Raw genomic sequence first — 18,727 nt, forward strand, 5'->3', positions numbered from 1 at the left:
CGGAATGTGTCACTTCCCGTGTGCCGCGAGCATGGGGTTCAGGCCGGTGCGCGCCACGCGGCTCGCCAACGGCCGCCCGAGCGCGCTCTCGCACGCCTGCGAGGCCGCCATCATCGCTCCGAGGTCGATGCCGGTATCCAGCCCCATGGTTTCGAGGACGTTCACGAAATCTTCCGTGCAGACGTTCCCGGTCACACCGCCGCCGTACTGGACTTTCGCGGGATGGCCGCCTACGCCGCCGAACGCCACGTCGAAGTGATGCACGCCAGCGTCGAGCGCGCTGAGGTAATTGACGATGCCGGTGCCGCGCGTGTCGTGGAAGTGGGCGATCGCGTGCACGTCAGGAAACGCCGAACGCATCTGCGCGAACAGGGCTCGCGTGGAGGCCTGGGTGGCGACGCCGATCGTGTCGCCAAGCGTGACGTGCCGAACGCCGAGCGACGCGAACCGCTCCACATCGCGCAGGACGACCGCCGGATCGATGGCGCCTTCGAACGGACACCCGAAGGCCACCGAGATCGTGCCGATGAGCCGGAAGCGGCCCTGTGCGGCGTCGACCATCGCCTCGATGCGCAACCACTGATTCGCGCGCGACTGCTTGAGGTTGCGCGCCGAATGCGACTCGCTCGCGGAGACGAGCAGACTGATTTCATTCGCGCCGATGCCCGCGTCGAGATCGACCAGGGCGCGCTCGACGGCGCGCGTATTGGCGCAGGTCGCCTTGTAGTACACCCCTTCGACGCGAGGCAATCCGGCGAGCAGTTCGCTGGCGTCGGCGAACTGTGGCACCACGGCCGGGTTGGAGTAGGAGGTCGCCTCCACGCGGCGAAAGCCCGCGCGCGCGAACCGGTCGATCAGGTCGCGCTTGACGTCGGTGGCAAGGAAAGCGGTTTCGTGCTGCAAGCCATCACGGGCAAAGCACTCGCACAGGGTGATGTCGGACATGATGGGACGGCGCAGCGCGCCAAGGAGAGTTCGATTGGCCGCATGAAATCACTTAATGTGATGCAATGTCAAATAAATTATTAATTGTGTAGCCGATGCTATCTGCATGAACTGTATAAATTCGATGTTTTTTATGGATGGGTTATTTGTCAGATAATTATTTTGTTTGACTAAGTCACGTTTATTGAATTAGGCTAGCCGACATACCCGTCTTACCTCATGCCGAAGAATCCGATGTCCCGAACCATGACGCTTCCCGATTCCCTGTTGATCTCCGATCGCGGCGCAGTGCGCGTGATCACCATGAACCGCCCCGATAAGCGTAACGCGCTGAACAACGAACTGACGCGCGGCTTGCTCGACGCGCTGCGCGATGCCGATGAGGATCCGGGCGTTCACGCCATCGTGTTGGCCGGCGCCGGGCAGAGTTTCTGTGCGGGTGCCGATGTCAAGGAATTCGGCGGCTTCGTTGCGGGGAGTGGCGATGCCGATGCCGATGCCGCGCAGGCCGCGCTCAGGCGCGCGCACCTGACGACGTCGCTGCATCGCGCGTTCGCCGCGATCGGCACGCCGGTCGTCGGCGCGGCGCAGGGGCACGCGATGGGCGGTGGCGCCGGGTTGGCGCTGGCGTGCGACCTGCTGGTCGTGGGCGAGAGTCTCAGGCTCGGCTATCCGGAGCTCAAGCACGGCATCGTGGCGGCCATCGTGATGGCCAACCTGGTGCGCCAGGTCGGACGCAAGACGGCATTCGAGCTCGTCTCCACGGGCGACACCATGGATGCATCCCGCGCGCTCGCGCTGGGCATCGCCAATCGAGCGAGTCCCGACGACACGCTCGTCGACGAGGCGGTGGCGCTTGCGCAGCGACTGGCCGACTACGATCCGGTGGCGATGGCGGCCACCAAGCGGCTGTTCCATCGCGTGGCCGATCTGCCGCTCGCGCAGGCCTTCGACGTCTCGCTCGACACCAACCTGATGATGCGCAGCTTCCCCAAGCGTGAGGCGAAGGCATGAACGGGGCGATGAAGCCGCTGGCCGGCGTCACGATCCTGGAGCTGGCGCGCGTGCTTGCCTGCCCGTTCGCCGACATGATCCTCGCTGAACTGGGCGCGACCGTCATCAAGATCGAGCAGCCGGGCAGTGGAGACGAGACGCGCTCGTTCGAGCCGAAGGTGGGCGACGAGTCCGCATACTACTTCGCCTGCAATCGCAGCAAGCAGTCCGTGACGGCCAACATGAAGACGGAAGCCGGTCGCGCGATCATCCACGACCTTGCCATGCGCGCCGATGTCGTGCTGGAGAATTTCCCCGTCGGCACGCTCGCGCGCCATGGGCTCGATCAGGCCACCCTGCGCGCCGCCCATCCGGCGCTCGTCTATGTCTCGTGCACGGGCTTCGGCCAAACGGGGCCGTACGCGAAACGCAAGGGCTACGACACGGTTTTCCAGGCGATGGGCGGGCTCATGAGTCTGACGGGCGAGCGCGGCAGCGGGCCGGTCAAGCCGGGGCTGCCCATTGCCGATCTGTCCTCGGGCCTGTGGATCGCGATCGCGATTCTGAGTGCCTTGCAGGGGCGAACGCGCACCGGCACGGGTTGCCACGTCGACTTCTCGATGCTCGATGGTCAGGTCAGTCTGCTCACGCTCGCGGCCGGGCGCTACTTTGCGCTGGGAGAAGTGCCGCCCCGTCTGGGCACCGAACACCCGGGTCGCGTGCCGTCGGCGACCTTCGTCTGTCGCGACGGCGCCTACGTCCACATCACTTGCAGCGATCAGCACTGGCGCCCGCTGTGCGAACTGCTCGGTCTCGACGCGTTGGCCGCCGATGCGTCCCTCGCGACCAACGCCGGGCGCGTCGAGCATCGCGAACGCGTCATGGCGGCGCTCACCGACGCGATCGCCGGCCGGACCCGCCGCGAGTTGTGCGATGCGTGCGACGCCGTCGGCGTGCCCGCCGGTCCCATCCAGCACGTTGACGAAGTGCTGGCCGATCCGCACGTCCTGGCGCGCGGCATGGTGAGCGAGTTTTCGCACCCGTCGGTGGGCAGGTTCGGCGCGCTGCCGGTGCCGTTCAAGTTCGACGGGTTTGCCGATCCGGAAGTCGGCCGGCCGCCGCTGCTGGGGGAGCACACCGACGCGGTGCTGGCATCGCTCGGCTACGCGCCGGAGCGCATCGCCGACCTGCGGCGCGAGGGCGCCATCTGAATTCGATTTGACCTTTGAGACGCGCGATGCGCGAACAGGGAACCAACCAATATGAAAGACTGGGAGACATTGGCGCTCGTGCGGCATGACGGGTTCGCCGAAATCGTGCTCGACCGGCCGCGGCAGCGCAACGCGCTCAACGCCGCGATGTGCGACGAGTTGCGTGCGTTGGTGCAGGCATTGCGCGACGACGCGTCGGTGCGCTGCGTGATCGTGCGCGCCAACGGGCCGGTGTTTTGCGCCGGCGCCGATCTGAAGGAGCGCCAGGGCATGAGCCTCGACGACGTGCGTGCGCGCCGCATCAAGGCATTCGCCGCTTACGACGCCATCGAACAGATCGGCAAGCCATGCATTGCGCTCGTCGAAGGCCCCGCGATCGGTTCCGGCGGGGAGATTGCCATGGCGTGCGATTTCATCGTGGCCACCGAGGCGGCAGCCTTCCGCACTCCCGAAGCGCTCTGGGGGACGGTCGGCGCCACGCAACGCATGCCGCGCGCCGTGGGCAAGCGGCTTGCCAAGGACATGGCCTTTACCGGGCGCACGTTATCGGCGCAGGAGGCGCTCGTCGCCGGTCTGGTGTCGCGCATCGTGCCGGCGAGTGAAGCCCTCGACACCGTGCGTGCCATGGCCCGGGACATCGCTGCCGCACCGCCACTCGCCATGCATCTCACGAAGCACTGCATCGACAAGGGCGTGGAGACGGATGCCGCCGGGGCGCTTGCCATCGAAATGCTGGCCATCGAGACGTTGCTGCAAAGCCCCGACTGGGGCAGCCGGATCGCCGGGTTCGGGAGCGATACTGCGAACGGTCAGACGAGCGCGGGCTTGCCGCAAGGAGGTCGCCATGGCTGAGGCTGAGTATGAAATCCATGCGCGTCAGTTCGGCTTGACGGGGCCGGTGACGTTGCCCGCGATTCTCGCGGAACGCGCGCGCTGCACGCCGAGTGCGCAAGCGCTGGTGATCGACGGTGAGCGCATCGACTACGGGACGCTGGCACAGCGCGTGGCGCAGGCTGCGGCCCGCATGATCTCGCTAGGCGTCGCGCATGGCGAGCACGTCGGCATTCTGATGGGCAACTCGGTGAACTGGGTCGTCCTGTTTTACGCGGCGGCGTCGATCGGCGCGGTGGCCGTGCCGATCAACACGCGCTTCAAGTCCGACGAGCTGAACTACTGTCTGAGCCAGGGCGATGTGCGAGTGCTGTTCTATGTCGACACGTTCCTGAACATCGATTACACGCAGTTGCTGCGGGGTGTGGAGCCGGCACTCGACCAGAGCCTGCCCGGCGAGGTGCTGCCGCTGCTGCGTCACGTGGTGATGGTCGGCGAGCGCGCGCGCGACCTGCCGCGCGGCGTCGAGCATTTCGATGCGCTGCCCGATACGGCGGAGCTGCATGCCGAAGCGGCCCGCCGCGCGTCGGCGGTCTTGCCGGACGACATTCTTCTCATCCAGTACACCTCGGGTACCACGTCGTTCCCGAAAGGCGTGCTGCTGCGTCATCGCAGCATGCTCATGAATGCCGCGGCGTCGGCGCTGCGCATCGGCGTGCGCGCCGATGATCGCTACTTCAGCGTGCGTCCGTTCTTCCATGTGGCCGGCACCACGATGTCGTTGCTCGTCTCGCTGGTCACGGGAGCGTGCCTGCTCTCGGTGCCGTCGTTCGACGTCGCGCGCGTGCTCACCATTCTCGATGAGGAGCGCTGCACGCTCACGTCGGGCAACGACACGATCTTCCTGATGATGATGGGGCACCCGGAGTTCCGACGCGAGCGTATTCACTTGCGAGGCGGCTGGGCGGCGGCCGGCCCGGAGATCATGCAGAAGATCCACGATGTGATGGGCGTGCCGTACATGGTCGGCGCCTATGGTCAGTCGGAAGCGTCGCCGAACGTCGTGCTCAACGACTGGCGCGACCCGCTCGCGCTGCGCGTGGGCGGATGGGCCAGTCCGCATCCCGGCCTCGAGATCCGCACCGTTTCGACCGCGACGGGCGAGGTGCTGGGGCCCGACGAGCCGGGCGAGATCCAGGTGCGTGGCTGGAGCGTGATGAAGGGGTACTACAACAAGCCGAAGGAGACGGCGCAGGCATTCAGCGACGACGGCTGGCTGCGCACGGGCGACCTTGGCGTGATCGACGCCGAAGGCCGCATGCGGATGCTCGGGCGGCTCAAGGACGTGTTCCGGGTCGGGGGCGAGAACGTGGCGCCGGCCGAAGTGGAAGAGACGTTGTTCACGCATCCGGACGTTCAGCTCGCGCAGGTGGTCGGCGTGCCCGACGCGCGGCTCGGCGAAGTGCCTGCCGCGTTCGTGGTGCTGCGTCCCGGTGCCCAGGTGAGTGCCGAGGCGCTGATCGACTGGTGCCGTGCCCGCTGCGCGAATTTCAAGGTGCCGCGCTATCTGCGGTTCGTCGAGTCGTTCGACGGCATCGGCATGACCGGCAGCTCGAAGGTGCAGAAGAACAAGCTGCGCGACTACGCGATACGGGAGTTCGGCCTGTCCTGACGCGACGCGCCGGACCCCATCCAAAAAAATACCGGAGGAGACATGACTTCACATACGACGACGGCATCGCAGCCGTTCGACGGCCTCGCGACGCCTGCGGCCGCGCCAGCGGTCGAGGAGGCGACCTATCGCAGGATCGCGTGGCGCATTCTGCCACTGCTGTTCGTTTGCTACATCATCAACTACATCGATCGCGCCAACATCGGCATCGCGCAGATCCAGTTCAAGGCGGATCTGCACTTCAGCGACCTGGTGTACGGAATCGGCGCAGGCCTGTTCTTCGTGGGCTTCCTGCTTTTCGAGGTGCCGAGCAACCTGATGCTCGCGCGCATGGGCGCTCGCAAGACGCTCCTGCGGATCATGACGCTCTGGGGCGCCGTGTCCTGCGCCATGATGTTCGTCCGTACGCCGATGGAATTCTACGTCGCGCGCATGCTCCTCGGTGCGGCTGAAGCGGGGTTCTTCCCCGGCCTGATTCTCTACCTGAGCTATTGGTTTCCGGCCGAGCGCCGTGCGCGGGTGACGGCGCTGTCGTTCGTGGCCATTCCGATCGCCACGATGATCGGTGCGCCCACGTCGGGCTGGATCATGCGGCAGTTCCACGAGGTGCATGGACTGGCCGGCTGGCAGTGGATGTTCCTGCTCGAAGGGCTGCCGGCGATCGTGCTTGGGGTGATCGTCTTCTTCAGTCTGGAAGATCGCCCCGAATCGGCGAAGTGGTTGAGTGCCGACGAGAAGGCGAGACTCACGAGCGTATTGGGCGAGGAGCGCAGGCAGAAGGCAGGCAAGGGGCGCCATGGAGGCACGCTGGCGGCGCTCGGCGACTGGCGCGTGTACGTCGCGGGGCTGGTGTCGTTCTGCGCCTATGTCCTGGCGAGCACCATCGCATTCTTCGCGCCGGTGGTGATTCAGTCGACCGGGGTGCGCGATACGTTCCATGTGGGGCTGCTCTCCGCCATTCCCCCCGTGGTCGGCATCGTGGCAATGCTGATCGTAAGCCGCCACTCGGATCGCCACCGCGAGCGTCGCTGGCATGCCGCGGTGCCCCTCATGTGCGCGGCTCTCAGCCTGATGGTCATGCCCTATCTGTCGCACAACCTCGAGCTGGCCGTGCTGCTGCTGGCGATTGCCACTGCCGGGCATCTGTCGAGCCTGTCGGTGTTCTGGACGATTCCTTCGACTTACCTGGCGCCCGCAAGCGCGGCGGCGGGCATTGCGGTAGTGAGCAGCATCGGCGCGATGGGCGGCCTCGTCGGACCGAGCGTGATCGGCTACGTGAAGTCGACCACGGGCAGCCTTGCGCTCGGATTGCAGGTCGCGGGCTGCTTCGTGTTGTTCGGGAGCATTCTGCTGCTGGTCGGCATTCCGGCGCGTTTGCTGCCCAAAGGCGTCTCGCATTCCTGAGTCGGTATTCGCGAGCGTTTGCGGGCGTCGGCGTTTGACCGTGCCATGGCCAGGCGATAGCATGACGCCATTCCATCACGGTCAACTCGACACATGCCCAAGCAGACTTCCTCGCGCTCGCCGGAACCGGCGCCCGGCACGCCTTCCGACTTGCGGCAACTCACCTCGTTTCAACTGCGCCAACTGACGAACATCTACACCAAGGGTTCGTCGAGCGTTTACGAGCGTAACTTTGGTTTGACGCTCAACGAATGGCGCTCGATTGCACTGCTTCACGGCAGCGCCGGCATGTCGCTCAATCGATTGGCCGAGCAGGCGCAGTTCGATCGCGGCCTGATGAGCCGCACCGTGAGCGCGCTGGAGGCGCGTGGCATTCTTCGGCGCGGCACCGATAGTGCCGATGCGCGTGGCGTGGTGATCTCGCTCACGCCGCACGGACGCGATCTCGTCAAACAGGTCTTCCCCGTTGCGGAGGAGCTCAACGAGCGCCTGCTTTCCGTACTGACGCGCGCGGAGCGCGATGCCTTGCCGAAGATACTTGACAAGCTCACGTATCAGGCGAGGATCATGCTTGACCAGGAGCGGGAAGAAGCTGGTAGTGACGTGTGAGTTCAACGGACTGCGTTGTAAATTGTTTGACTTTGGTGCATATATCCCTTAGATTGACGGGCGTGGTCAATGCGCGTTCGCGCGGTAATCTCAGGGATTTTTCATGCTTCAGACCCGTCTCACCCGGCTGTTGAATATCAAATATCCCATCCTCCAGGCCGGGATGAGTTGGGCGTCCTCGAATGCGGCGTTGCCTATCGCGGTATCGAATGCCGGCGGGCTGGGAGTCATTGCCGCCGGCCCGATGTATCTCGATGCCTTTCGCGCCACCGTGCGCGAAGTGAAGGCCGCCACGAACGGTGCGTTCGCCGTCAATCTTCCGTTGTACCGGCCCCAGGCGGAGCAATTTCTCGACGTCATCGAAGAGGAGGGCGTGCCCGTCGTGATCGCCTCGCAAGGCGGGCCGAAGGCGCATCTTGCGCGCTTTCATGCGCGTGGCGTGCGATGGATTCATGTCGTCTCGACCATGGCGCACGCACGCAAGGCCGCCGATGCCGGTGTCGATGCGCTTGTCGTCGTGGGCGCGGAAGCGGGCGGGCACCCGCCTGCGAACGGCGTGAGCACGCTGGTGGCGGTGCGTCGCGCTGTCGTCGAATTCGATCTGCCCATCGTGGCCGGCGGCGGGGTGGCGGACGGCTACGGGGTGGCTGCCCTGCTGGCGCTCGGCGCCGATGCCGTGCAACTCGGCACGCGATTTCTGGCAACGCGCGAGGCTGGCGTCCACGAGAACTACAAGCACGCGGTGCTCGATACCGACATCGACGATACCGTGCTCGTCGGCGTGCGCGGGTTGCCGGTACGCATGACCCGCAATCGTTTCGCCGAACGTGTGCTGCAGGCCGATCGGGACGAGTCCGATGACGCCGCTTACGACACCTTGTTCAAATCCAGCTCCCTCAAGCAGGCGGCGCTCGACGGCGATGTTGACTGGGGGAAGGTCGAGCTCGGCCAATCGGCGGGGCTGATCGCCGATCTGCCCGCGGCGGCCGATGTCATGGCCCGGCTGGTCGAGGAGTGCGAGCGTGCCGTACGCCGCGTTGCCGCCTGACCGAAGCCGTTGTCGTCGATGTCCAACACCATCCCGTTGGCGTTCAGTGCGGCGAAAGCGGGGAGGTGCCTAGCTTGCGCGACCGAGAATGCGGAGCGTGGGGATAAGCCCTGCCGGACCAACTGCCTGCCGATCAAGCGGCCGCCCACGGCGGGGCTTCGCCAAGGCGCGACTTGAGCCATTCCACGAATGCCGCCACGTGCGGCAACGGCTCGCGCCGCTTGGGCACGAGCGCCTTCAACCAGGTGGCGTGCAGTGGAAACTCGTCGAGCACCGTCTGGAGGGTATGCCCCTGCGGGTGCCCGGCGACGAGATATGCGGGAAGTACGCCAAGACCATTGCCCGCACAGACGGACGTGAAGAGCAGCACGTTGTCGTTGGTCACGAGCTTTTGCGTCACGTCCACGCTGATGGGCCCCCTGCTACTCTCGAACTGCCACGTCGCGCCCTGCGGCTTGAACACGAGACAGTCGTGATCGGCCAGTTCGCGTGGGTGCGCTGGGGCCGGCTTGCGGGCGAGATAGCGTGGCGCGCCGTACACGGCGCGAGCGAGCGGACATAGCGGGATGTCGACAACGCCTTCGTAACTCTCCTCCAGCCCCGTGACAGCGATGTCGTAGTTCTCGTCCACCGGATTGATCGAGCGATCCACGAGCACGACCTCCATGGTGATGCGTTCGTGCTCGCTTTGGAATTGGCTCACCAACTCGGCCAGATACATCACGGCGAGCGTGGTGGGCAGCTTGACTCGCAGATGGCCTTCGAGCGCGCCCTCCGCGCGCTTCATACTGCCGACGACCGCGTCGAATTCGGCCACGAGCGCGCTCGCGTGCGAATGGAATTTCCGGCCGGCTTCGGTCAGTTCCAGACTTCGCGTGGTGCGCAGGAATAGCCGCGTCTGTGTCAGATGCTCGAGTTCGGACACGCGCTTGGCGATCACCGACGGTACGACATGGACTTGCCGCGCCGCCGCCGAAAAGCTGCCGTATCGCACCGACGCCAGAAAGGCCCGAAGGTTGAGAAGCGTGTCCATATCTTTCGCAAAACGCAAAAAGTGAAAGGCCAATATAGCGCAACTGATCACGAATGAGACCAGATAGCATGCGTCTCAATCATCTGGAGGAGGGATCAAGGTGGCGAAGTATCGATACGACGTCGTCGTCGTGGGCGGCGGATCTGCGGGTGTGGCCGCCGCCGTCGGCGCGGCGAAAATGGGCGCAAAGGTGGCGCTCGTGGAAGCGGCGGGGTGCCTTGGCGGCGCTTCAACGACACGCAGCGTGCTTACCTATTGCGGCATCTACACGCTTGGTGACACGCCGAAGGTAGCGGTGAGGGGTATCGCCGGTACGGTCATTTCCATGCTCGATGCGATGGGCGCGATTACCGGACCTCAGCGCCATCGCGGCGTATTCCTGATTTTCGATCCCGAAGCGGTGAAGCTGGTGCTCGATCGCGTGTGTCGCGACGCGGGCGTCGATGTATTTCTGCACGCCTTCGTGACCGGAGCCGAACGCGACGGCGACAGCATTTCGACGGTTCGTTTTGCCGACCACTCGGGCGAACATTCGATCGAGGCCAGTGCGTTCGTCGATGCCAGCGGCGACTGCGATCTGGCCGCCTTTGCTGGCGCGTCCACGCGATACGGCAACGGCGGCGCCGTGAATCTCGGTACGCTGGGCACGCGCTTCGGTGGGATCGCCAGCCACGCGGACGTGTCCGCCGAGAGCGTTCACAAAGCCATCGTCGGCGCCCTGCAGGCCGCGGGCGACGAGCATGTGCCGACGCTGACCAAAAGCAAGAGCGTGGTCGCGCGCCTGCCCATTTCGGGCGATGTGGTTGCGTACCTGGCGTCGGCAGATTACGACCCGCGCGACGTCGTGAGCCTGTCGCGCGCCGAGGCGAACGGACGCGAACAGGCCTGGCGATATCTCGAGGTGCTCAAGCGCCTGCCGGGCTGGGAGCACGCGTACCTTGCCTGCACGGGGCCGGAGTTCGGCACGCGCGAGAGCCGCCACATCAACAGCGTGGGCCAGCTCACGTGGGACGATGTGCTGCGCGATCGCCGCGCGCCCGACACCATTGCGCTGGGCACCTGGGGCGTGGAGTGGCACGACCGGCAGACGTACGAGAGCACGTTCGAGCTCCCTCCGTCGGGCACCTACGACATCCCGCTGTCCTGCCTGTTGTCGGTGGATACGCCGAACCTCTTTGCTGCCGGCCGGACCGCCGACGGCGACCGGAAGGCCGGCGCCAGCCTGCGCGTCATGGGCACGGCCTTTGCGACGGGGCAGGCCGCCGGTGTCGCGGCGGCGTACTACACAAAGGGCGGGACGTTGGCCGCTGGCGACGTTCAGCGGAGCCTGATCGAACAGGGCGCCGTCATTTCGGCTGACGACGTCTGATTCAGCGGCGGCAGCGGTATCGCAAGCAGCACAAGAAGATCAAAAAACAAATCACGATTTTCAGGAGACAGGGTTGTGGCGGAACTCAATGCAAAGGGGCACACGGGCGGCGCAGCCGTCGCGCCTCGCGCTCATTACCGATGGGTCGTGCTCACGCTCGCATGGCTGGCGCTGCTGTTCGCGTTCGTCGACCGGCTGGCGTGGGCCAGTCTGTCGGTGAAGGTTGGCGGCTCGCTCGGCATGTCCGTGGCAGGACTGGGCACGTTCGTCACCGCGTTCTATGTGGGCTACGTCATCTCGAACGCGCTGGGTGGTCTGGGGACGGACAAGTACGGGCCGAGCCGCATGCTGGCGGTAGCGCTGCTTCCGTTGGGCGCGACGACCTTTGCGTTCGGCTATACGACCAGCACCTGGATGGGGCTGGGCATTCAGTGCCTGATGGGCGTCGCCGCCGGTGCGGACTATTCTGCCTGCGTGAAGCTCGTCGCGACGTGGTTCGATTTCAAAACGCGCGGACGGGCGATGGGGATTCTCACCACGGCGTCTTCCGTTGGCGTGGTAGCGACGAATGCCGCCGTGCCCTATCTGTCGGGTGTCATCGGATGGGAGGGGGTGTACCGCACGCTGGGCGTATTGACGATCATCGTCGGCGTGCTGTGCATCGCCTTCCTGCGAGATGCGCCCCTGCCAGGCGAATCGAACCGGACGCAAAAGCCCGGACTGGCGGTGCTGCTACGAAACAGGGATCTGATCCTGCTGGCCATTGTCGGCTTCGGGGCGCTGTGGGGAACCTGGGGCTTTGCCTTCTGGGTCAATGCGCTGATCATCAAGGGCCATGGCCTGTCGGCACGCGCGGCTGGCGAGATCGCAGCCATGTTCGGGGTCGGCGCCATCGTATCGAAGCCCCTGGTCGGACTCGTGTCCGATTGGCTGGGCGGCAAGCGCAAGGCCATCCTCATTGTCTGTTTCGCGGGATTCGCCGCCTCTCTGATGGTCTTCGGGCTGCTGACGTCGGAGACCGCCTTCCTGATCTTCGCACCCGTGCTGGGTGTGGCCGCGTTCATCTACACGCCGCTCATCGTGGCGATGGTGGCGGAGATCGCCGGTCCCGTGCTCGTGGGCACGGCATACGGTTTCGCGAACGCCTTCTGGCAACTCGGGAGTGTGCTGGTGCCGCTGGTGGTCGGCGTGGTGTTCCAGTGGACCGGCTCGTTTCCCATGGCCTTTTTCGCCTTGGCGCTCGGGCCGTTGGTTGCCACGCTCTGCATGTTCGCGGTAAGGGAGCGAAAAACCTTCTGACAGCGCCGATTTCCATAGAAAAATCAGGCGTCTTGCGTTGTTGGGTCGACGACGGAACGGTTTCGGAAAACTGGTAATCTCTTCGTTTTCTCAGCCCCCCGCAGTCGATGATTCGTCACCACGGCATGGGCAGGTCGGTGCTCGTCTCCGCCTGTCTGTCGGCAAGCCTGATTGCCGCCGTCCTTACCTCCGGCGCAGCGTATGCCGGCGCCTGCCGCCCCGCCAGCGGCGACGCGAAGCGTCCGTCCATCGGTCTCGTGCTGTCCGGCGGCGGGGCGCGCGGGTATGCTCATCTCGGCGTGCTGGAGGTGCTGGAGCAAAACCGCATCCCGGTCGATTGCATCGCCGCGGCGAGCATGGGCGCCATCGTCGGCGGGCTGTACGCGAGCGGCATGAGCGCCGACGACATGCGCAAGCGGCTCGAGAACATCAACCTGGCCGATATCGCGTTCGATGTCGTCGAGCGCAGCGATCTGCCGCAGTCCGAGCGCGAAGACCAGCGCTACTACGTCAATAGTTTTTCCCTGGGCTTCGGCAGCAATGGTTTCCAACTGCCCGCGGGCCTCGTGCAAGGCAACCGTCTGCAGGCGCTGCTGCAGGATTGGACGGCCAGATTTGCCGGCAAGGTGAAGTTCGACAGCCTGCCGATTCCGTTCCGTGCCATCGCGACCGACCTGCGCACCGGAGAGATGGTCGTGCTCGATCACGGCTCGCTCTCGCAGGCGATTCGCGCGAGCATGGCGTTACCCGGGCTCTTTTCGCCGGCCGAGGTCGACGGCCGCACGCTCGTGGACGGCGGCATCGTCAGCAATCTGCCCGTGGAGACGGCGCGCGAAATGGGCGCGGATGTCGTCATTGCCGTCGATATCGGCTCGCGCTTGCGCCCGCTCAACGCGCTCGCCTCGCCGGCGGACGTGATGCAGCAGATGATCGGCATTCTGATTCGCCAGAACGTGGCGCGGCAGCGCGACAAGTTGAATGCGGGCGATGTGTTGATCCAGCCCGATCTCGGCAACCTGACGTTCGCCGACTTCCAGGATGCGGCGCGCGCCATCGATGCGGGCGCCGCCGCCACGCGCGCCGCGCTGCCGCAGCTGAAACACCTGGCAATGTCGCCCGCCGACTACGCCGCCTGGCGCGAGACGCACGAATCGCTGCCCACGCCCACGATCCGCATCGCGAAGGTCGAGATCCGTTCGCGCGGCGTGGTCTCGCCGGCGAAGATCCGACGGGCGGTGCACGTGAAGGAGGGCGACGTCTACGATCCTGCGCAGATCAACAAGGATTTGATGACGTTGTCCAACCAGGGCGATTTCGAGAGCGTCACGCAACAGCTCGTCGACGAGAACGGACAGAACACGCTCGTCATCGACGCTCAGGAGAAGCGCTGGGGGCCGAACTTCCTGCTCTTCGGACTCGGATTGTCGGCAACGAGCAAGGAGGAGGGGAGCTTCCGGATGCATATCGGCTATCGTCGTCCATGGCTCACGCAGAACGGTCTCGAAGCACGCGTCGACAGCACCATCGGGAGCGATCTGCTCAATCTGCACATGGAGCTGCGTCAGCCGATTGTCAATGCCTGGGGCGTGTACGTCGCTCCCTATGTGGAAGTGCAGCGTCGGCATGCCAACGTCTACGACGATTCGAGCGATGTGAGGATCACGCGGTATCGGCTCACGTCCGAGCGGGCCGGTGTCGACTTTGGTGTCCCGCTCTCGCACTATGGCGAATTCCGCTTCGGTGTTGCCTACTCGCACGCATACGCCACACCGCAGTTCAATCTGCCGATCACCGACGACAACAACGTGCCGCGCGGCTTGCTGTTTCCGGATCTCTACGGCCATCAGCTCAGCGCCCGTGCACGCTTGCTCATCGACCAGCTGGACGACCCGCAATTCCCGCGTCGCGGCTATTTCCTGGAGTTGCGCGGCGAACAGTCGCTGGTCTCCGCCGATCGGAAGACGACGGAGCTGTACGGCAAGGCGCTCGGTGCGGCAAGCTTCGGGCGCCACACCGTCAATGCGAGCATCGAGGCCGGCAACACCTTCGGAGGGCCGAACCTCGCCAACCCGCTCGGCTTCACGCTGGGCGGCTTCCAGCATCTGTCCGCCTATGCGGCGGATCAACTCTCCGGCGCGTCGATGCTGTATGGACAGGTGACTTACATGAACCAGATCGCCACGTTCACCGCCTCGCCGATTCGGCGGCTTTTTGTCGGGATGAGCCTGGAAGCCGGCAACGTGTGGGATCTCGATCGAGGTTTCGGGCGGGGTTCGCTCAAACGCAGCGCGACACTGTTCACCGCGCTCACCACGGCCTTCGGTCCGATCTATCTGGGGGTGGCTGTCGCGCCTGGCGGCCGCAAAAATCTCTACTTCCAGTTGGGCCGGACGTATTGATGCCTGGCGGCGTGAGCCGCGCCCCGGCGCTCAGGCGCTGTCGGCCGGCCAGCTCATCTCGAAGCGTGCACCGCCGAGCGTGAGCGGGTCGGTCGCCACGATGCGCCCGTTGTGCGCCTGCAGGACCTGTTGGGAGATGGCGAGCCCGAGACCGTGTCCGCCCACGCGGCGATCGAGCCGGACGAACGCATCGAAGATCCGCTGACGCTCGCTTTCGGGAACGCCGGGGCCGTCGTCTTCGACGTACACCTCGACGTTGCCGTGCCGCAGGCGCATGCCGACGTGGATGCGCGAGCGCGAATGCCTCGCCGCATTGCGGACCAGGTTGCGCATGGCGAACGACATCAGCCGTTTGTCCATCGCGACGAGCACCGACGGCTCCAGTGTTTCCACGAGCGTGATTTCCCGCTCCGCATACAGCAGCGCGGCGTCGAGCACCTGCTGCGAGAGCCAGTTCGCCACCGACGTCTTCTCGAGGTTCGATTGAAGCGAGCTGTATTCGAGGCGCGCGTACGTCAGGCTCATGTCGATCAGTTCGTCGAGTTCGGTGACGTCCTGGTCGATTCCTGCGAGCGCCTGTTGGCGCGCTTCGGCCGACGACGTGGGGTCGCGCAGGATTTCCAGCGCGAAGCGCAGCCGGGCGAGCGGCGTGCGCAGTTCGTGCGAAATGCCGTTGGTCAGGTCGCGCTGCGTGGCGATGAGCTTTTCCATGCGCATCGCCAGTGCGTTGAGCGTACGCGCCAGCGGGCCGATGATGACGCTGTACGACTCGCGGGCGCGTGTGTGGAAACGTCCCCCACTGAAGTCGATGGCGCGCTCGCGCACCATGACGAGATCGACCCACACGGGCCGCATCCAGCGATAGGCCACGATGGCGGGCAGGATCAGCGTTGCGGCGATGCTCGGCAGCAGGAACTGCACGGATAGCAGGAAGTCGCGCGACGCCGCGCCGGCGGGCGCCGCGATCAGCATCGCGGCGGGCACGATCCAGATGGACAGGCAGAGCAACAGCATGCCGGTGTAGGTGCGCACGTACAAACGCGACCAGCTCGGGCGCCGGTCGGCGCGCGTATCCGTCCAGGAGCGCCGGAAGCGCAGCCAGCGCAATCGATAGTGACGATAGGGCTGAAACTTGGTGGATGGCATGCGTTGTCTCGATCCTGGCGCTCAGTCCCAGCCCGACTTGTTCAACTGATAGCCCTTGCCGCGCACGGTGAGGATACGGTGCGGCGCCGCCGTGTCGTCGTTGAGTTTGCGGCGCAGCTTGTAGATGCCGGCGTCGATCGAGCGGTCCAGCCCGTCGAATTCGAAGCCGCGCAGTTCCTTGAGCAGTTCGTCGCGCGTGACGACTTTGCCTGCCGAGCGGGCCAGCGCCCACAGCAAGTCGAATTCGGCCGATGTCAGCTCGGGCGTGCGGCCGTTGGGCAGCGTCACGGTACGACTTTCCCGGTCGATGGTGAATCTGCCGAGCGTGATGGCGTCGGGCTGCACCACGGGCGATTGCCGCTGCACCGTGCGGCGCAGTTGCGCCTTGATGTGGGCGAGCAGCACGCGCGGCTGCACGGGCTTGTGCACGTAGTCGTCCGCGCCCAGCTCCAGGCCCAGCACTTCGTCGAATTCCTCGTCGCGCGCGGTCACCATGATGACGATGCCGTCGTAATGCTGGCGGGCTTCGCGGCAGATCTGGAAGCCGTCCTTGCCGGGCAGGTTGACGTCGAGGATGACGAGGTCGGGACGTCGGCTGACGATCGTTTGGACGGCGAGAGCGCCGTCGAGCACCGTGTCGACGTCGTACTCGTGCTTACGCAGGTACTCGGCAACCAGCGCAGAGAGCCGGACATCGTCTTCGACAAGCAGGATCCGTGTAGACATGGTGGTGTTTTCTATTGGGCGGAAACGATGGCGATGCGTCCGTGCGCGCCATGGCGGGCGCGGCGCCGGAGCCGGCATACGCGGTGCAGCCGTTTCCCGTGCTTTTCTGGATTCTAATGGCTTCCGTCTTTCCCTGAAGACATGTGGCCGATGTGCGACACCTTCCAGCCCACCCGCCCGATCGATAGCGCTACCGGCCGATGGAGGGTTCAATGTTCCTCGGGTGGCGCGGCGGGTGCGACCAGGGCGACGCAGAGATGCTTCTGCTTTTGCTTGGCATCCCGATGGAAGGAGAATAATACGTCTTCGGTGGTGTCGATCTTCAGCGTCGGCCACTGTGCGAGCACCGCGCTGAAGTCCGCGTCGTCGCAGCGCACGTCCGGTGTTCCCAAGAGCAATGCGCCGTCGCGCCGCACGTTGGCCTCGTCGATGTCATACGTGTAGATATTGGGTCGCGCTGCGTTCGACCAGGCCGAGAGCAGATACGGATTGCCCGGCACATAGAACGTCAGCCAATGCGAGACAGGATGGCCGCCGACATAACGCAGCGGGGCGCCGTACCGGTCTCGCCAGCGCTGATCGAGGACGACGCTCAAGGTCTTCAATCCAGAGAATTTCTGTCCGGCGTTCTTCACGTTCGCGCAGAGGAAGAAGGCGTAGACCACGACGACGATGGCAGCGGCGCCGGCGAATCCCACGATGGCGCGGCGCACGGACACTTCCTGTCCGCTCCCGGAACGGGCACCCGCGACACACGCAACCAGCAACGCCGGCGCAGGCACGGCGAACGGTTGCAGCCATTCCGTCACACGCCCGCCGTCGAACACCGTGAAGTACGCCACGATCGGCACGAGCGGCAGCAGGAGCACGCGCGTGAGCAGAAGCAGCGGCGCCCGCACCTCCGGCGAGGTGGGCCGGCGCAGTCGCGCCCCGCACAGCAGGATGGCGATGGCGAGCACGGCGATGGGATAGAACGCGGACACGGTGGCTTTCAGGCCACGCAGGTTCAGCCGCTCCCGGACCTGGTCGCCGACCCATCGAAATGCGGCGAAGTCGTGATGGGCGAGCCACCAGATGTTGGGCAGCACCATGAGCAGGAAGATCGCCACGGCGAGCGCGAACCACGGGCTTCGGTAGTTGCGCCGCAGCTCGGGCGAGAGCAGCGTGAGCAGGAACACCATGCCGATGAGCGCGAACGTCGAATACTTGGTCATGGCGGCGAGACCGGCCACGACGGCGAACAACGGCCATGCCGTCGGCGTGTCGAAGGCGGCGCGCACGAGCAGGTACAGCATCCACGGCCAGAGCATGACCAGCAGAAAGTTGTCGTTGTACGGCAGGATGTCGACGTTCAGCACGCCGGACACGTTGAGGCTCAGCATGGCGAGCCACGCCAGCTCGCGTCGGCGCGTGAGACGCAGCGCGAGTTGCCAGACGCCGAGCAGGCCGACGGCCACGGCGGCAAAATGCGATGCGTACCAGTAGACGGCCTGCGCTGGGCCGCGCAGCCCAAGCGCCGGCCAGAACGCGAGACCGGTCAGCCAGGGGTTCTTGGGCGTACCCCATTCGGCGTTGCGCGCCCAGTTCAGCGCTTCGACGGCGTCGTACGGGACGGTCGGGTCGAGCGCGCCGCTCACCAGTGTCCAGATCAGGCCGAAGAATGCGACGTAGGTCAGCGGAGCACGGTACTGCGCCCACAGGCGTTCCCACGCACTGGCGCGAAGCCCTGCGACGGGCGTCGGTCCGAAGGGCAGCGGGGTGGAATCGGGACCGGCTTCGGCGGACCTGATCGGGGAAATTGGCAACGCCATGACTGTTCAGCTATCGCAGTGCTCGCGGGTGTTGGGGGGCTGACGCGGGGCACAGGGCCTTCTCTCAGAACCGCTGCATGGTAGCGATGCTATATGACTTGTCGTGTGGCGTTGTATGTCGAATTTGTCGAGTTTTGTGACCACGGGAAGTCGCCGCCACGATGCGCGTGCGTTGTGCGTTCGTGGAAAGCCCCGCCGGTCGGGGCGCTACGGCCGGGCGGAGCGTCGGCA

Annotated in this window: 15 protein-coding genes; 10 read left to right on the plus strand and 5 right to left on the minus strand. The window is 65.3% G+C overall.

Going from position 1 to position 18,727, the window contains the following annotated elements; translation table 11 throughout:
• Positions 1-9 precede the first annotated feature (9 nt).
• On the minus strand, positions 10-945 hold the full coding sequence (locus RO07_RS03720; RefSeq protein ID WP_039408145.1) for a hydroxymethylglutaryl-CoA lyase: 936 nt from the start codon (positions 943-945) through the stop codon (positions 10-12).
• Between the two features lie 234 nt (positions 946-1,179).
• Between RO07_RS03720 and RO07_RS03725 the strand changes: the two genes are divergently transcribed.
• From RO07_RS03725 to RO07_RS03755, 7 genes are all read left to right on the plus strand, one after another.
• Entirely contained in the window at positions 1,180-1,959 is a 780-nt protein-coding gene (locus RO07_RS03725) for an enoyl-CoA hydratase/isomerase family protein (protein ID WP_237171368.1), read from the plus strand.
• Positions 1,956-3,149: a CaiB/BaiF CoA transferase family protein gene (locus tag RO07_RS03730; protein ID WP_237171369.1), complete on the plus strand. Its 1,194-nt coding sequence runs from the start codon at positions 1,956-1,958 to the stop codon at positions 3,147-3,149. The genes RO07_RS03725 and RO07_RS03730 overlap by 4 nt, the downstream gene beginning before the upstream one ends.
• A gap of 51 nt (positions 3,150-3,200) precedes the next feature.
• Entirely contained in the window at positions 3,201-4,001 is an 801-nt protein-coding gene (locus RO07_RS03735) for an enoyl-CoA hydratase/isomerase family protein (RefSeq protein ID WP_052266998.1), read from the plus strand.
• Positions 3,994-5,652 (plus strand): AMP-binding protein, encoded by a 1,659-nt coding sequence (locus RO07_RS03740; protein ID WP_115088931.1) that lies wholly within the window; start codon positions 3,994-3,996, stop codon positions 5,650-5,652. The genes RO07_RS03735 and RO07_RS03740 overlap by 8 nt, the downstream gene beginning before the upstream one ends.
• A gap of 42 nt (positions 5,653-5,694) precedes the next feature.
• Entirely contained in the window at positions 5,695-7,056 is a 1,362-nt protein-coding gene (locus RO07_RS03745) for an MFS transporter (protein ID WP_039408148.1), read from the plus strand.
• Between the two features lie 93 nt (positions 7,057-7,149).
• The gene (locus tag RO07_RS03750) at positions 7,150-7,665 is read left to right on the plus strand and encodes a MarR family winged helix-turn-helix transcriptional regulator (RefSeq protein ID WP_039408150.1); all 516 of its coding nucleotides are present in this window, start codon (positions 7,150-7,152) and stop codon (positions 7,663-7,665) included.
• A 103-nt stretch (positions 7,666-7,768) separates the two neighbouring features.
• On the plus strand, positions 7,769-8,713 hold the full coding sequence (locus RO07_RS03755; protein WP_039408152.1) for an NAD(P)H-dependent flavin oxidoreductase: 945 nt from the start codon (positions 7,769-7,771) through the stop codon (positions 8,711-8,713).
• 133 nt (positions 8,714-8,846) lie between these two features.
• On the opposite strand, the gene RO07_RS03760 is transcribed toward RO07_RS03755, so the two are convergent.
• Entirely contained in the window at positions 8,847-9,746 is a 900-nt protein-coding gene (locus RO07_RS03760; RefSeq protein WP_039408153.1) for a LysR family transcriptional regulator, read from the minus strand.
• Between the two features lie 100 nt (positions 9,747-9,846).
• Here RO07_RS03760 and RO07_RS03765 point away from each other — a divergent pair, with 100 nt between their 5' ends.
• The 3 genes from RO07_RS03765 (at position 9,847) to RO07_RS03775 (ending at position 14,813) form a co-directional block, all read left to right on the plus strand.
• The gene (locus RO07_RS03765) at positions 9,847-11,115 is read left to right on the plus strand and encodes an FAD-dependent oxidoreductase (RefSeq protein ID WP_039408154.1); all 1,269 of its coding nucleotides are present in this window, start codon (positions 9,847-9,849) and stop codon (positions 11,113-11,115) included.
• A gap of 75 nt (positions 11,116-11,190) precedes the next feature.
• Entirely contained in the window at positions 11,191-12,414 is a 1,224-nt protein-coding gene (locus RO07_RS03770) for an MFS transporter (protein ID WP_052266999.1), read from the plus strand.
• A 107-nt stretch (positions 12,415-12,521) separates the two neighbouring features.
• Positions 12,522-14,813 (plus strand): patatin-like phospholipase family protein, encoded by a 2,292-nt coding sequence (locus tag RO07_RS03775; protein ID WP_052267000.1) that lies wholly within the window; start codon positions 12,522-12,524, stop codon positions 14,811-14,813.
• A gap of 30 nt (positions 14,814-14,843) precedes the next feature.
• Here the strand turns inward: RO07_RS03775 and RO07_RS03780 are convergent, their stop codons facing one another.
• The 3 genes from RO07_RS03780 to RO07_RS03790 all read right to left on the minus strand — a co-directional run bounded on the left by RO07_RS03780 (position 14,844) and on the right by RO07_RS03790 (position 18,496).
• Entirely contained in the window at positions 14,844-15,959 is a 1,116-nt protein-coding gene (locus RO07_RS03780; protein ID WP_039408155.1) for an ATP-binding protein, read from the minus strand.
• 21 nt (positions 15,960-15,980) lie between these two features.
• Complete coding sequence (locus tag RO07_RS03785; protein WP_039408158.1) at positions 15,981-16,685, minus strand: response regulator; 705 nt, start codon at positions 16,683-16,685, stop codon at positions 15,981-15,983.
• Between the two features lie 209 nt (positions 16,686-16,894).
• On the minus strand, positions 16,895-18,496 hold the full coding sequence (locus RO07_RS03790) for a glycosyltransferase family 39 protein (RefSeq protein WP_052267001.1): 1,602 nt from the start codon (positions 18,494-18,496) through the stop codon (positions 16,895-16,897).
• Between the last annotated feature and the right edge of the window lie 231 nt (positions 18,497-18,727).

This window comes from Pandoraea pulmonicola (genome assembly GCF_000815105.2).
In the GTDB taxonomy this organism is placed as follows: Bacteria; Pseudomonadota; Gammaproteobacteria; order Burkholderiales; family Burkholderiaceae; genus Pandoraea; species Pandoraea pulmonicola.

Coding starts and splice junctions, on each gene's coding strand:
- RO07_RS03785 (WP_039408158.1), bottom strand. CDS start 16,685: ATGTCTACACGGATCCTGCTTGTCGAAGACGATGTCCGGCTCTCTGCG.
- RO07_RS03735 (WP_052266998.1), top strand. CDS start 3,201: ATGAAAGACTGGGAGACATTGGCGCTCGTGCGGCATGACGGGTTCGCC.
- RO07_RS03780 (WP_039408155.1), bottom strand. CDS start 15,959: ATGCCATCCACCAAGTTTCAGCCCTATCGTCACTATCGATTGCGCTGG.
- RO07_RS03760 (WP_039408153.1), bottom strand. CDS start 9,746: ATGGACACGCTTCTCAACCTTCGGGCCTTTCTGGCGTCGGTGCGATAC.
- RO07_RS03745 (WP_039408148.1), top strand. CDS start 5,695: ATGACTTCACATACGACGACGGCATCGCAGCCGTTCGACGGCCTCGCG.
- RO07_RS03730 (WP_237171369.1), top strand. CDS start 1,956: ATGAACGGGGCGATGAAGCCGCTGGCCGGCGTCACGATCCTGGAGCTG.
- RO07_RS03720 (WP_039408145.1), bottom strand. CDS start 945: ATGTCCGACATCACCCTGTGCGAGTGCTTTGCCCGTGATGGCTTGCAG.
- RO07_RS03740 (WP_115088931.1), top strand. CDS start 3,994: ATGGCTGAGGCTGAGTATGAAATCCATGCGCGTCAGTTCGGCTTGACG.
- RO07_RS03755 (WP_039408152.1), top strand. CDS start 7,769: ATGCTTCAGACCCGTCTCACCCGGCTGTTGAATATCAAATATCCCATC.
- RO07_RS03775 (WP_052267000.1), top strand. CDS start 12,522: ATGATTCGTCACCACGGCATGGGCAGGTCGGTGCTCGTCTCCGCCTGT.
- RO07_RS03725 (WP_237171368.1), top strand. CDS start 1,180: ATGTCCCGAACCATGACGCTTCCCGATTCCCTGTTGATCTCCGATCGC.
- RO07_RS03750 (WP_039408150.1), top strand. CDS start 7,150: ATGCCCAAGCAGACTTCCTCGCGCTCGCCGGAACCGGCGCCCGGCACG.
- RO07_RS03790 (WP_052267001.1), bottom strand. CDS start 18,496: ATGGCGTTGCCAATTTCCCCGATCAGGTCCGCCGAAGCCGGTCCCGAT.